10 protein-coding genes, 1 tRNA gene and 1 pseudogene are annotated in these 13318 nt (G+C 70.7%); 9 read left to right on the top strand and 3 right to left on the bottom strand.

Features of this window, described 5'->3' with window-relative positions; translation table 11 throughout:
• Positions 1 to 321 precede the first annotated feature (321 nt).
• The 6 genes from mtrA (at position 322) to secA (ending at position 9439) form a co-directional block, all read left to right on the top strand.
• Positions 322 to 1002, top strand: coding sequence for an MtrAB system response regulator MtrA (gene mtrA / locus AEQ27_RS03835; protein WP_043594311.1), 681 nt, complete (start codon positions 322 to 324; stop codon positions 1000 to 1002).
• A gap of 9 nt (positions 1003 to 1011) precedes the next feature.
• Positions 1012 to 2805, top strand: coding sequence for an MtrAB system histidine kinase MtrB (gene mtrB, locus AEQ27_RS03830; protein WP_235450966.1), 1794 nt, complete (start codon positions 1012 to 1014; stop codon positions 2803 to 2805).
• Positions 2798 to 4498: an LpqB family beta-propeller domain-containing protein gene (locus AEQ27_RS03825; protein WP_054145460.1), complete on the top strand. Its 1701-nt coding sequence runs from the start codon at positions 2798 to 2800 to the stop codon at positions 4496 to 4498. Before mtrB ends, AEQ27_RS03825 begins: the two co-directional genes overlap by 8 nt.
• 102 nt (positions 4499 to 4600) lie before the next feature.
• Positions 4601 to 5338 (top strand): phosphoribosyltransferase family protein, encoded by a 738-nt coding sequence (locus tag AEQ27_RS03820; protein WP_054145459.1) that lies wholly within the window; start codon positions 4601 to 4603, stop codon positions 5336 to 5338.
• 117 nt (positions 5339 to 5455) lie between these two features.
• Positions 5456 to 6160 carry a ribosome hibernation-promoting factor, HPF/YfiA family gene (gene hpf, locus AEQ27_RS03815; RefSeq protein WP_054145458.1) on the top strand — a complete coding sequence of 235 codons (705 nt, stop codon included), beginning with the start codon at positions 5456 to 5458 and terminating at the stop codon, positions 6158 to 6160.
• A gap of 198 nt (positions 6161 to 6358) precedes the next feature.
• Complete coding sequence (gene secA / locus AEQ27_RS03810; protein ID WP_369813583.1) at positions 6359 to 9439, top strand: preprotein translocase subunit SecA; 3081 nt, start codon at positions 6359 to 6361, stop codon at positions 9437 to 9439.
• On the opposite strand, the pseudogene AEQ27_RS18245 reads toward secA, so the two are convergent.
• A pseudogene (locus AEQ27_RS18245) lies at positions 9351 to 9719 on the bottom strand (Rv3235 family protein); the annotation flags it as partial. The gene secA and the pseudogene AEQ27_RS18245 sit on opposite strands and share 89 nt — an antisense overlap.
• A 295-nt stretch (positions 9720 to 10014) precedes the next feature.
• Here AEQ27_RS18245 and AEQ27_RS03800 point away from each other — a divergent pair.
• Entirely contained in the window at positions 10015 to 11508 is a 1494-nt protein-coding gene (locus AEQ27_RS03800) for a sensor histidine kinase (RefSeq protein WP_043594002.1), read from the top strand.
• Positions 11509 to 11619: 111 nt separating this feature from the next.
• Here AEQ27_RS03800 and AEQ27_RS03795 read toward each other — a convergent pair whose 3' ends face one another.
• Positions 11620 to 11868 (bottom strand): WhiB family transcriptional regulator, encoded by a 249-nt coding sequence (locus tag AEQ27_RS03795; protein WP_043594001.1) that lies wholly within the window; start codon positions 11866 to 11868, stop codon positions 11620 to 11622.
• A 168-nt stretch (positions 11869 to 12036) separates the two neighbouring features.
• Between AEQ27_RS03795 and AEQ27_RS03790 the strand changes: the two genes are divergently transcribed.
• Positions 12037 to 12492, top strand: coding sequence for a hypothetical protein (locus AEQ27_RS03790; RefSeq protein WP_054145457.1), 456 nt, complete (start codon positions 12037 to 12039; stop codon positions 12490 to 12492).
• Positions 12493 to 12594: 102 nt separating this feature from the next.
• Here the strand turns inward: AEQ27_RS03790 and bcp are convergent, their stop codons facing one another.
• Complete coding sequence (bcp, locus tag AEQ27_RS03785) at positions 12595 to 13065, bottom strand: thioredoxin-dependent thiol peroxidase (protein ID WP_054145456.1); 471 nt, start codon at positions 13063 to 13065, stop codon at positions 12595 to 12597.
• A 98-nt stretch (positions 13066 to 13163) separates the two neighbouring features.
• Here bcp and AEQ27_RS03780 point away from each other — a divergent pair.
• Positions 13164 to 13236 (top strand) — tRNA-Lys (locus tag AEQ27_RS03780).
• Positions 13237 to 13318: the final 82 nt, after the last annotated feature.

Below are 13318 nucleotides of genomic sequence, written 5' to 3'. Positions count from 1 at the left end.
GGGGGGGGCGGGGCCGGGGGGGCGGCCCGGGGGGGGCACCGCCCCGGGACGCCCCGGGGACGGGCGAGGGCCCGGCGGGGACGGGGCCGGCGGACGACGGGTCGACGCGCTCGCCCCAGCGCGGCGGGGGGGTGTCGCCTCCCGGTGTGCTCCAGGCGTTCGGATCGGTCATGGTCCCCCTGGTCGTCCTGACCGTGAGGTCGTCCTCACGGGGGTGTTCATGTTTCCACACCGGACCGGGCGCTGCCAGCCGATGCGCGCCTCCTGCACTAATCTGTCCTGACGTGCCGCCTCCCGAGCGGCCCAGCCCAGACGGAGAACATGAACCCGCGCATCCTCGTGGTCGACGACGACCCGGCGCTCGCCGAGATGATCGGCATCGTCCTTCGCGCCGACGAGTTCGACCCCCACTTCTGCGGCGACGGCGCGGGCGCCCTCGAGGCTTTCCACGAGGCCTCACCCGACCTCGTCCTCCTCGACCTGATGCTGCCCGGCCTCGACGGCATCGAGGTCTGCCGTCTCATCCGTGCCGAGAGCGGTGTGCCGATCATCATGCTGACCGCGAAGGGCGACACGGCCGACGTGGTCCGCGGTCTCGAGAGCGGGGCCGACGACTACGTCGTCAAGCCGTTCAACCCGAAAGAGCTCGTCGCGCGCATCCGCACCCGGCTGCGCCCGGCCACCGAGCCGACCAACGACGTCCTCACCGTGGGCGACCTACGCCTCGACGTCGCGGCACACGAGGTACGACGCGGTGACACGCCGATCGCCCTGACCCCGCTCGAGTTCGAACTGTTGCTCGCGCTCGCCTCGAAGCCGCAGCAGGTCTTCACCCGCGAGATGTTGCTCGAGCAGGTGTGGGGCTACCACTACAAGGCCGACACCCGTCTGGTGAACGTCCACGTGCAGCGGCTGCGCGCGAAGGTGGAGCACGATCCCGACGCGCCCCGCATCGTCACGACCGTCCGCGGCGTCGGGTACCGCGCCGGCGCGGGTTCGTAGCCCGGTCGGGTGGCGCTCGTGTCGGCGGTCGCGGGGCCCGACGAGGGCGGGCCCGTCCGGTCGGGCGGTCCGTGGTCGTGGCGGGCACCGGCGTGGCGCACGTGGCCCACCCGGGTGGTCGGCTTCTGGCGATCGTCGCTGTCGTTCCGCACCGTCGCGCTGACGGTGGTGCTGTCTACCGTCGCCGTGACCGTGATCGGCACGCTCATCTCGGTGACCATCGGCACGAGCCTCTACGACCAACGCCGTGAGCAGGTCGAGGCCGAGAGCGTGCGGGCGACGCTGCTGGCACAGAACATCTTCGACTCGGCCACCGCCACCGAGGACGCCAACCAGGTCGAGCTCGACGCGCTGCAGAACGAGGCGCAGACCGCCATCCTGGGCTCGACCTCGAGCCCGGGCGGGACGAGCATCGCGATCCTCCGGACACCGGGGCAGAACAGTCCGCAGACCATCCAGAACATCGCCAGCCCCGACTTCCCGGACTCCGTGATCTCGCCGGCCCTCCGCGAGGCGGTGGCCGCGGACGACGGACGCCTGTCGATGCAGTCGGTGTCGCTGCCCCCGACGTCGCTGGGCGGCGGCTCGCCCGGCATCGCGGTCGGTTCGACCCTGCAGGTGCCCACCGCGGGCCAGTACGAGCTCTACCTCGTCTACGACCTCAGCGACGCGCAGGCCACGCTCGACCTGATGCAGCGGACGCTCGGCATCGGCTCGCTCGCGCTCGTGCTCTTGATCGGCGCGATCACCTACCTCGTCGTCCGTCTGGTCGTGGGACCCATCCGCACGGCGGCCGAGACCAGTCAGAAGATCGCGGCCGGCCACCTCGAAGAACGCATCCCCGAGAAGGGGCAGGACGTCGTCGCCACGCTCGGGCGCTCCTTCAACGGGATGGCCGACGCCATGCAGCGCCAGATCTCGCACCTGGCCGAGCTCTCGCGCGTCCAACAACGCTTCGTGAGCGACGTCTCGCACGAGCTGCGCACGCCGCTGACCACGATCCGGCTGGCCGGTGACGTGCTCTACGACCAGCGCACGTCGTTCACGCCCTCGGCCGCCCGGACGGCCGAGCTGCTGCACACCCAGGTCGACCGGTTCGAGTTGTTGCTCGCCGACCTGCTCGAGATCTCGCGGTTCGACGCGGGTGCCGTCGAGCTCGAGACCGAGCCCGTCACGGTCGTGCGCCTCGTCGAGGACGGCGTGGACGAGTTCGGTCCCCTGGCCGCCGAATCGGGCAGCGTCGTGTCGGTCGTCGCCCGGGGCGGCTACTTCGAGGCCGAGATCGACCCGCGACGGCTGCGCCGCATCCTGCGCAACCTGCTGGGCAACGCCATCGAGCACGGCGAGGGGCGGCCGATCGAGGTCGAGGTCGACAGTGACGCGACGGCCGTCGCGGTCGCCGTGCGCGACAACGGCGTGGGCATGAGCCCTGCCGACGCCGCGCGGGTGTTCGACCGGTTCTGGCGGGCCGCCCCCTCCCGCAAGCGCCCCATCGGGGGCACCGGGCTGGGCCTGGCGATCAGCCTCGAGGACGCGGCCCTGCACGGCGGCCGGCTCGAGGTCTGGTCCGAGCCGGGCTCGGGCAGTCGGTTCGTCGTCACCCTGCCCCGGGTGGCCGGCGGTCGCATCGAGGGATCGCCCCTGCCGGTCGTGCCGCCGGACCGTCGGGGCGAGACGACCGTCCCGGTGACCGGCGAACCGTGGTCGGATTCGGTCCCGGCCGTCGAGGCGCCGGGCGCGTCGACCCCGTCGTCGTCGACACCGTCGTCATCGTCGTCGGAGAGAGGGACCGACGATGACTGAACGGCGACGGAACCACCCGTGGGGCCGTCGCACGGCGGTCCTGGCGACCCTCGTGGTCGCCGCGATCGCCCTGACCGGGTGCGTGGGCATCCCCGGCGGCGGTCAGGTGCAGCGGGGCGACACCGTCAGCGACGACGTGGTGAGCGACTTGGTGTTCCGGCCCAACGGTCCGGTCGCCGGCAGCTCGCAAGAAAGGCTGCTGCGGGACTTCCTCTCGGCGGGCACCGGGTCCCAGGACAACTACGGGGTGGCGCGTCAGTTCCTCAGTGCCGGCTTCGCCGACGAGTGGGAGCCACGGGCCAGCGTCACCATCCGCCCCGGGGTCGGCTCGACCTCGAGGGTCGGCGGGTCGACGCTCGACTACGCCTTCGTGGGCTCGGCGACGGTCGACTCGGCGGGGCACTACACCCCCGCCACGTCGTCCACGACGACGTCCCTGGCGTTCTCGTTCGTCCGTGAGGGCGGCGAGTGGCGCATCAGCGACGCCCCCGACGGCATCATCCTCTCGCCGGCCACCTTCGACTCGGTCTTCCGGTCGCACGCCGCGTACTTCTACGACCCCACGTTCACCTATCTCGTGCCGGACGAACGCTGGTTCCTCGCGCGGTCGTCGACGAGCACGCGCCTCGCGACGGCGCTGCTCGACGGGCCGTCGGACTGGCTGCAGGGCGCCGTCGTCTCGGCCTTCCCCGAGGGGACACAGCTGTCGCTGACGGCCATCACCGTGGACGACGGGACGGCCCGCGTCGACCTCACCGCCGACGCCCTCGAGGCGACGCCCGACGCCCGGGCCCGGATGCAGGCACAGCTGCTGGCGAGCTTCTCGACCCTCGCGACCGTGACCGCCGTCGAGCTCAGCGTCGAGGGTGCCCCTCTGTCCGTGCCGGCCATGCAGCAGCCCGCGCCCGTGCGTGACCCCGCGGTCGACGCCCGGCCCCTCGTGCTGACCGACGGCGTGCTCGGTTTCGCCACGACGAGCGCCACGAGCCAGCTCCCGGGGCTCTCGGACGCGGTCGAGACCCTCCGGCCCCGGTCGGTCGAGCTGTCGGCAGACCAGACGAGTGCCGCCGTCGGCACCTCGTCGGGCACGTACGCCGTCACGGCCTCGGGCGGAGCCCGCCTGGTCGACGCCCGGACCGGACTCGTCGCCCCCTCGCTCGACGACGCGGGCTTCGTCTGGTCGGTCGTCGCCGACGACCCGTCGAGCCTCACGGCGTACGCGCTCGACGGCACGCCCCACGTGGTGGCGACGTCGCTGCCGGCGGGTCCGAGCGTCACGACGTTCCGCATCTCGCGCGACGGCACCCGCGCGCTCCTGTTGCTCGACGACCAGGGCGAGTCGCGCCTCCTCGTGGCCGCCGTCGTGCGGGACGCCGACGGGGTCCCCCTCCGGCTGGGGCAGCCCCTCGAGTTGTCGGCTCCGGACGGTGCACCCGTCGACGCGACCTGGGCCGATCAACTGACCGTCGCCGTCCTGACCTCCGTGGGCGAGGCGTCGCGGGTGACGATGTCCGAGGTCGGCGGGGGCTCGTCGGGCGCCGGCCGTCCGTCGGGCGGGGCGGTCGCGGTCGGCGGCGGAAACGGTTTCGACCGCCTGCTGCTGTTGGGTGCCGACGGCGACGTGCTCGAACCCCGGGGCAGCAGTTGGCAGGCCACGGGGTTGACGGCGGATCTGGTGGCGACCCAGCGCTGACGCCCCGGGGTCGCCTCCTCCCCAGGGCGGAAGGTGGCCTGACCGTCCCCTTCGGACGGCGGAGGCGCGGCGCGCGTGTCCAGGCGGGGCCCCGCCGTCGGGATGCCCCCGCCCCCTCCTCCCCGATCGGGCGTCCCCGCCCGGGGCGCCCTCGCGAGTGCCGTCCGCGAGGCGCTGTCCGTCGTGTCACCCGTCTCGTGCGCGGGATGCCACGAGCCCGACGTCGGGCTGTGCGACGACTGCCGACGTCGGCTCGTCCCCGAGGTCGTCCGGGTCGACCTGTCCGACGGGCTCCCGGTCTTCGCCGGGCTCGTCTACGCCTTCGAGGCGCGGGGTGTCGTGCTGGCCTTCAAGAACGGCGGTCGGGTGCGCCTGGCCGAGGGGCTCGCCCCGGCCCCCGCCGCCGCCCTCGAGTCCTGTGCCCGTCACGGGGCGCCCGAGGGGGCGTCCGCCGTGGACGGGGGCCCGGGCGAACGGGCGCTGCTCGTCGTGCCGGGGCCGCGGTCGCGACGGGGGCGGGGTCGGCGGGGGTACGACCCGGGCGACCCGATGCTGCGCCGGCGCGGGCTCGTGGTCGGCACGCGGGTGCTCGGGCCGACGGCGCGGGCCGGCGGCGGCCCGAAGGGCCGCGACCGGCAGCAGCGTCTCAGGGGACGCGAGGGCAGCCTGCGTGCCACCCGCGACCTCCGGGGGTCGCGGGTCGTCCTGGTCGACGACGTCGTGACGACAGGTGGCACCCTGCAGGAGGCGCGGCGTGCGCTGACCGCCCGGGGCGCTGTCGTGGTCGGTGCGGCCTGTCTCGCCGCCACCCCGTTGCGGGCGGGCGCCGACCGCCCCTGAGCGAACGGTGAACGGTGCGTGACACGGGGGTGTCCGGGTCGCTACGGTGGGGCGAAAGGCGTGAAAGGACATCCGCCTGGCTGACAGGCGGCACGTCGATAGCCACAGGAGGTCGTCATGGAAATTTCCGTCACGGGTCGAAACGTCGGCATCACCGATCGTTTCCGCGAGTACGCCACCGAGAAGGCAGACAAGGTCGCCGCGCTGGCCACGAAGGCCCTGGCCCTCGAGGTCAAGGTCTCGCGGCACCACGAGAAGTCCGGCGGGCAGGCGGGCGACGACCGGGTCGAGATCACCCTGATCGGCCCCGGCCCCCTCGTGCGGGCCGAGTCCACGGCCGCCGACAAGTACGCGGCGTTCGATCTCGCGATCGGCCGCCTCCTCGAACGGGTGCGCCGGGCGAAGGACCGGCAGAAGATCCATCGCGGGCAACACCGACCGACGTCGCTGCGCGAGGCCGCCACGGCCGACTTCAGCGGTGTCGGCGTCACGCCCGCCGCGGCCGAGACGCTCGACCAGGTCCGCACCGGTGCCGTGACGGTGGTGGGCGACGAGGCCCCCGCCGACGAGCTCGAAGAGGAGTACTGCCCCGTGGTCATCCGCGAGAAGGTCTTCGCGTCGACACCCATGTCCGTCGACGACGCGCTCTACTACATGGAGCTCGTCGGTCACGACTTCTACCTCTTCATCGACGCCGAGACCGAGCGCCCGAGCGTCGTGTACCGGCGCAAGGGCTGGGACTACGGCGTGATCGGGCTCGACCAGGACTCGCCCGACCTGCAGGAGACCGCGACGGCGCTGCGGGCAGGCCTGGTGAGCTGACCCCCGGGTCGTCGGTGGCCGACACCCCGGGAGGCGCGGGCACGTCCCTGCCGCCTCCCAGGGGGTCGGCCACTACGCTTGCTAAGATCGTGGGCCGGTCCAGGACGGACCGTCGACACCTCGGTGCTCCGATGCGGATCACCTCAGCGAGACCGCGGAGCGTTCCGCGGGTTCGACCGAACACATGGGAGCACACCAGTGGCCAACGTCCTCGAGAAGGTCCTCCGCGTCGGCGAGGGCCGCACGCTGCGCAAGCTGAAGGCCTACGCCAAGGCGGTCAACGAGCTCGAGGACGACTTCACGACCCTCACCGACGACGAGCTGCGCAACGAGACCGTCGAGCTGCGCGAGCGCTACGCCTCGGGTGAATCGCTCGACGACCTGTTGCCCGAGGCCTTCGCCGCCGTCCGTGAGGCGTCGAAGCGCACCCTGGGGCTTCGGCACTTCGACGTGCAGCTCATGGGTGGCGCGGCGTTGCACCTCGGCAACATCGCCGAGATGAAGACCGGTGAGGGCAAGACCCTCGTCGCCACCACGGCGGCGTACCTGAACGCCATCGCCTCCCGGGGCGTGCACGTCATCACGGTCAACGACTTCCTCGCGAGCTACCAGTCCGAGCTGATGGGGCGCGTGTTCCGGGCGCTCGGCATGACCACCGGCTGCATCCTGTCGGGTCAGACCCCGGCCGAGCGTCGCGAGATGTACGCCGCCGACATCACCTACGGCACGAACAACGAGTTCGGCTTCGACTACCTCCGCGACAACATGGCCTGGCAGGCGCAGGACATGGTGCAGCGGGGCCACTTCTTCGCGATCGTCGACGAGGTCGACTCGATCCTCATCGACGAGGCCCGCACGCCGCTCATCATCTCGGGCCCGTCGTCGGGCGAGGCCAACCGCTGGTTCACCGAGTTCGCCACCATCGCTCGGCGTCTCGTCTCGGGCACCGACTACGAGGTCGACGAGAAGAAGCGCACCGTGGGCGTCCTCGAGCCCGGCATCGAGAAGGTCGAGGACTACCTCGGCATCGACAACCTGTACGAGTCGGCCAACACCCCGCTCATCTCGTTCCTCAACAACGCCATCAAGGCCGACGCGCTCTTCAAACGCGACAAGGACTACGTCGTCATCAACGGCGAGGTGTTGATCGTCGACGAGCACACCGGTCGCATCCTCAGCGGCCGCCGCTACAACGAGGGCATCCACCAGGCCATCGAGGCGAAAGAGGGCGTGTCGGTCAAGGCCGAGAACCAGACCCTCGCGACGGTCACGCTGCAGAACTACTTCCGCCTCTACAAGAAGCTCTCCGGCATGACCGGTACGGCCGAGACCGAGGCCGCCGAGTTCATGAGCACCTACAAGCTCGGCGTCGTGCCCATCCCGACCAACCGGCCGATGCAGCGCATCGACCAGACCGACCTCGTCTACAAGAACGAGACGAGCAAGTTCGACCAGGTCGTGGAAGACATCGTCGAACGGCACGAGAAGGGCCAGCCCGTGCTGGTCGGTACGACCAGTGTCGAGAAGAGCGAGTACCTCTCCCGACTGCTCGCCAAGAAGGGCGTCAAGCACGAGGTGCTCAACGCCAAGAACCACGCCCGAGAGGCCGCCATCGTGGCCCAGGCCGGTCGTGCCGGCGCCGTGACCGTCGCCACCAACATGGCCGGTCGCGGGACCGACATCATGCTCGGCGGCAACGCCGAGTTCCTCGCCGTCGCCGAGATGAACGCCAAGGGGCTCAGCCCGGTGGACACCCCCGACGAGTACGAGGCCGCGTGGGACGACGTCTTCGCCGCCCAGAAGGCCGCCGTGCAAGAAGAGGCCGAGAAGGTCATCGAGGCGGGCGGGTTGTACGTCCTCGGCACCGAACGTCACGAGTCCCGTCGCATCGACAACCAGCTGCGCGGTCGTTCGGGTCGTCAGGGCGACCCCGGTGAGAGCCGGTTCTACCTGTCGTTGACCGACGACCTGATGCGTCTGTTCAACTCGGGCGCCGCCGAGTCGCTCATGGGTCGCGGCAACGTGCCGGACGACCTCGCGATCGAGAACAAGATCGTCGGGCGGGCCATCCGCTCGGCGCAGTCGCAGGTCGAGTCGCGCAACGCCGAGATCCGCAAGAACGTCCTCAAGTACGACGACGTCCTCAACCGTCAGCGCGAGGCCATCTACGGTGACCGCCGACACATCCTCGAAGGCGACGACCTGAAGGACCGCAGCCAGAAGTTCCTCGAGGACGTCGTCAACGAGGTGATCGACCAGCACACGGGTGACGGCAGCCCCGACGACTGGGACCTCGACGCCCTCTGGACCGAACTCGGCACCCTGTACCCGATCTCGATCACCATCGACGAGGTCATCACCGAGGCCGGCTCCAAGGGCAAGGCGACCCGGGCGTTCCTCGGGCAAGAGATCCTCTCCGACGCCAAGGTCGCCTACGAGGCGCGTACCGAGACCCTCGGCGAGCCCGCCATGCGCGAGCTCGAGCGTCGAGTCGTGCTGTCGGTCATCGACCGTCGTTGGCGCGACCACCTCTACGAGATGGACTACCTGAAGGACGGCATCGGTCTGCGGGCCATGGCCCAGCGCGATCCGCTCGTCGAGTACCAGCGCGAGGGGTACGCGTTGTTCCAGAGCATGATGGGGCAGATCCGCGAAGAGACCGTCGGGTTCCTCTTCAACCTCGAGGTCGAGGTCCAGGGCCAGGTCGGTGCCACCGAGGCTCCCGTCATCGCGGCCAAGGGTCTCGAGGCCGAGAAGCAGCCGCAGGCGCAGCTGGCCTACTCGGCTCCCAACATCGACGGTGAGGTCGAGGTGCGCAACCAGCGCGGTCAGCTCGAGAAGGGTGCGACCGCCAAGGCGCAGAAGGCGCAGGACGAGGCCGAGCGCTCCGAGTCGCCCGAGATCGCCGCGGCACGGGCGTCCGGTGGCCCGTCGGCACGTCAGGCGGACGACGGCAAGGTCGGCGCCTTCGGTCAGAAGACCGGTGGCGGCGAGGCTCCGGTCAACCGGGCCGAGCGTCGGGCGGCCGGCAAGAAGAGCCGCCGATCGGCTCGTCCGATCGACAGACGACGCGCCCCCGAGCTCGGCTCGGGGGCGCGTCGTCTGTCGTCGGCGTCTCGGTCGACCGTCAGAGCACGTGCACGGCGGCCGCTCGCCACCGGCTGTCGTAGGTCTCGAGTCGGACGGCGACCGCTCGACTGCGACCGCGCCCGTGCAGGACGACGACCGATTCGATCACCCCGTCGGCGGGCGGGCTCGCCCGGATGCTGCCGCTCGTGAAGACCGGACGCTGCGTTCGAGTGCCGTGGGCCGACCGGGCCCTGGCCGCGAGGACGACGCGCTTGTGCAGGGTGCGGTAGACGTCTTCGGTGACCCATCGGGAGACCTGGTCGAGCTCGCGTGCCCCGGCCAGGATCTCGACGACGCAGCGCACCAGGTTCTCGACGAGCAGGTCCGGATCATCCGGGAAGGGTGACTCGTGCTGGGTGCCTACCGGTGGGACGGGCCGCACGTGAGACGTGGCACCGGACGGTCGATCGCCGGGTGAGGGGGTCGACATCGGGCCGGCCGGCACGGCCGGGCCCGGGTCGCAGAGTGGCGGGACGGGTCTCAGGTGCGGCCGAGGCGACGCCGTGGGCCCGAGGGGCTCGAGGGGCTCGGCGAGGGCGAGGGCGTGGGTGTTCGAGGGCATGGGCAGTCTTCCTGTTCACGTGCGTCCGGGCATGACTAGAAGATATGACATGTGGAATGGCAAAACCAGACCGACTCGACGGTCTGTGGAGAATCGGCGGGCATGCGGTCCTGCTCGGAGGCGACCGACGCCTCCGGACGGGTCGTCGACCTAGACTGAACGGGTGTCGACGCTCAGTGATCTCGTTCTCGCCCAGGGCCTCTCGAGCGAGGTGGACGTCGAGTGGCTGCACCTGCTGGTGGGGGACTGGCAGCTGCTCGCGGACCTCGCGTTCGCCGACATCGTCCTCTGGGTGCCCACGCAGGCCGGCAGCTTCGTCGCCGTCGCCCACGCGCGGCCGTCGAGCTCGGCCACGTTGTTCTACCGGGACTTCGTCGGACAAGAGGTGCGCCCCGAGTGGCGCGAGCAGATCGAGCAAGCCTTCACGACGACCCGCATCGTCGACTCGGCCGCGCCCGACTGGTACGAAGAGACGCCGACGCGCGTCCGGGCCGTGCCCGTGCTCCGTCGCCTCGGGGCCAGCCGACCCGACGTCACCGACGCACCGATCGCGATCATCACCCGGCACACGAACCTCAGCGAGGCCCGCACCCCCAGCCGCCAAGAGCTGACCTTCAACCAGTGCTCCAACGACCTCTTCGCCATGATCGCCGCCGGCGACTTCCCCGACCTCGGGGCTCCGACGGGTCCGCGACGAGGCGCACCCCGCGCCTCCGACGGGCTGCTCCGTCTCGACGTCGACGGCATGGTGACCTTCGCGAGCCCCAACGGCCTGTCGGCCTTCAACCGCATGGGGTTCGCCGGCGAGCTCGAGGGCGAGTCGCTGGCCGAGGTCACCACCGGGCTACTCGCGGGCAAGCTCGTGATCGACGAGTCCCTACCGCTGGTCGTCACGGGTCGGGCGCCCTGGCGCACCGACATCGAGGCGCGGGGGGTCACGGTGTCGTTGAGGGCGATCCCGCTGCGCGATCGCGGTGAGCGCGTCGGGGCGATCGTGCTCTGCCGCGACGTGACCGAGCTGCGTCACCAGGAGCGCGAGCTGATCACCAAGGACGCCACGATCCGCGAGATCCACCACCGGGTCAAGAACAACCTGCAGACGGTCGCCTCGCTGTTGCGCATCCAGGCGCGACGCACCCGCACCGACGTCGCCCGCGAGGCTCTGACCCAGGCCATGCGCCGCGTGCAGTCGATCGCGGTCGTCCACGACACGCTGTCCGAGGGGCTCAGTCAGAACGTCGACTTCGACACCGTCTTCGACCGGGTGCTGATGCTCATCGCCGAGGTCGCGTCGAGCCACAACACGACGGTCCGCCCCACCATGACGGGCAGCTTCGGCGCCCTGCCGAGCGAGTACGCGACGCCCCTGGCCCTCGCGCTGACCGAGCTCGTGACGAACGCCGTCGAGCACGGTCTCGACGGCCGCGACGGCGAGGTCGAGATCGTCGCCGACCGCCGGGCCGAAGAGCTCACGGTCAAGGTGCGCGACAACGGCGTCGGGCTGCCCGAGGGCAAGGTCGGCTCGGGCCTCGGCACCCAGATCGTCCGCACCCTGATCCAGGGTGAGCTCGGCGGCACCATCGACTGGCACACCCTCGTCGGCAACGGCACCGAGGTCACCATCGAGATCCCGTTCCGCTGGCTCACCCAGCCCTGAGCCCGCGCGCGGCCCAGGACGCGACGAAGCCCGGCACCTGTGATCAGGTGCCGGGCTTCGTCATCGGCCGTGAGGGCCGGAGGTCGATCGCCGAGGGCGGTCGACGTTGGGTCAGCTGGCGCGGCGGGCGCGGGCGGCGCGACGCTTCAGCGCACGACGCTCGTCCTCGCTCAGACCGCCCCAGACGCCGGAGTCCTGCGACGTCTCGAGCGCGTACTGCAAGCAGGTCTCGGTGACGGTGCAGCGCCCGCAGACGGCCTTGGCCTTGTCGATCTGGTCGACGGCGGGACCCGTGTTGCCGACGGGGAAGAAGAGCTCCGGGTCAGCCTGCAGGCAAGCGGCTTTGTCGCGCCAATCCATCGATGGGTACTCCTTAAAAGTGCAGAACCAGGCACGACGAAGCGCCTGGTTCGGGATGGGGAAAGAGAAGAATGCGGGAGGCGCGCACCGCAATGTACGCGTCACTTCGACCTCGAATATGGTCGCATACTGGTACGGCCAAATCAAGGATTTTTCGGAGGCTCACACGTGACCACAGCAGGCTCTGACGGCCCCCGAGACGAGACCGGTCGGTCTGCCGAGACCCGTCGACCCGCCCTGCTCTGGGTCGTGATCGTCCTGCTCGCGGCGGAGTTCCTGCTCGTCGCCGCGACGGCCGTGTTCCTGCTCGTCGAGCTGCGCGTGGCCCGCCCCGACTCGTATCCCTCGGCCGTCGCGATCGTCGTGCTGACCCTGTTGGCGACGGCGTGGCTCGGAGCGATCGTGCTCGGCGCCCTGCGGGGCCGAGCCTGGATCAGGGGGGCGGCGATCGTCTGGCAGGTGCTGCAGTTCGCGGTCGGCATCGGCAGCCTGCAGGGCGTCTTCGCGAACCCGACCATCGGCCTCGCGCTCCTCGTGCCGGCCGTCGCCGTCGTGGTCCTGTTGCTCGTGCCGTCCGTCGTCGCCGCCCCCTCGGCGCGCGACCAAGAGCCGCACGTCTACTGACCGCGACCGACCCGCCCCGAGGGGCGAGGCGACACGCAGGAGGCGCGGTGCCGGTCTCGAGGACCGGCACCGCGCCTCCGGCGCTCGCGTCGACGACCGGTGTCAGTCGAGGCCGAGCTTCTTGCGGAGCGACGCCACGTGCCCCGTCGCCTTCACGTTGTACAGCGGCAGCTCGACCGCGCCCTGCTCGTCGACCACGAACGTCGACCGGATCGTGCCCGTCACGATGCGCCCGTAGTTGTTCTTCTCGCCGTAGGCGCCGTACGCCTGGTGCACCGTCAGCTCGGGGTCGCTCAGCAGCGGGAAGTTCAGCCCCTGCTCGTCCTTGAACTTCTGCAGAGCGGCGGGCTCGTCCTTCGAGACGCCCAGCACCTGGTAACCCGACGACTTCAACGAGTTGATGTTGTCGCGGAAGTCGCAGGCCTCGGTCGTGCAGCCCGGCGTCGACGCCGCCGGGTAGAAGTACACGATGACCTTCTGCCCCGAGTAGTCGGCGAGCGAGACGGGCGAACCGTTCTCGTCGTCGAGGGTGAACGTGGGCGCGGCAGCGCCCTTCTCGAGCTTCGTGGGCATGGTGCTCCGATCTGCGGGCGCCACGACGGCGCCGGTGGTTCTGAGGGGGTCAGAACTCATGCTAGAGTCATTCCTCGTTGCGGCACGCGCCGCAGCTCGCACCTCTAGCTCAATTGGCAGAGCAACTGACTCTTAATCAGTGGGTTCTCGGTTCGAATCCGAGGGGGTGCACGGAAGTAAGGGTATAGGTGAAGCCGCAAGTGAAGCCGAAGCCCACAAAAGTGAAGCCCGCCCCCAGTTCCGGGGGCGGGCT

Source organism: Frigoribacterium sp. RIT-PI-h, from assembly GCF_001297205.1.
Taxonomy (GTDB): Bacteria; Actinomycetota; Actinomycetes; order Actinomycetales; family Microbacteriaceae; genus Frigoribacterium.
Note: the sequence above shows the minus strand (reverse complement) of the source record. Positions and strands in the feature narration are given on the sequence as shown.

Excerpts from the sequence above, each read along its gene's own strand:
- mtrA (WP_043594311.1), top strand. The coding sequence starts at position 322 with ATGAACCCGCGCATCCTCGTGGTCGACGACGACCCGGCGCTCGCCGAG.
- AEQ27_RS03825 (WP_054145460.1), top strand. The coding sequence starts at position 2,798 with ATGACTGAACGGCGACGGAACCACCCGTGGGGCCGTCGCACGGCGGTC.
- AEQ27_RS03820 (WP_054145459.1), top strand. The coding sequence starts at position 4,601 with ATGCCCCCGCCCCCTCCTCCCCGATCGGGCGTCCCCGCCCGGGGCGCC.
- hpf (WP_054145458.1), top strand. The coding sequence starts at position 5,456 with ATGGAAATTTCCGTCACGGGTCGAAACGTCGGCATCACCGATCGTTTC.
- AEQ27_RS03795 (WP_043594001.1), bottom strand. The coding sequence starts at position 11,868 with ATGGATTGGCGCGACAAAGCCGCTTGCCTGCAGGCTGACCCGGAGCTC.
- bcp (WP_054145456.1), bottom strand. The coding sequence starts at position 13,065 with ATGCCCACGAAGCTCGAGAAGGGCGCTGCCGCGCCCACGTTCACCCTC.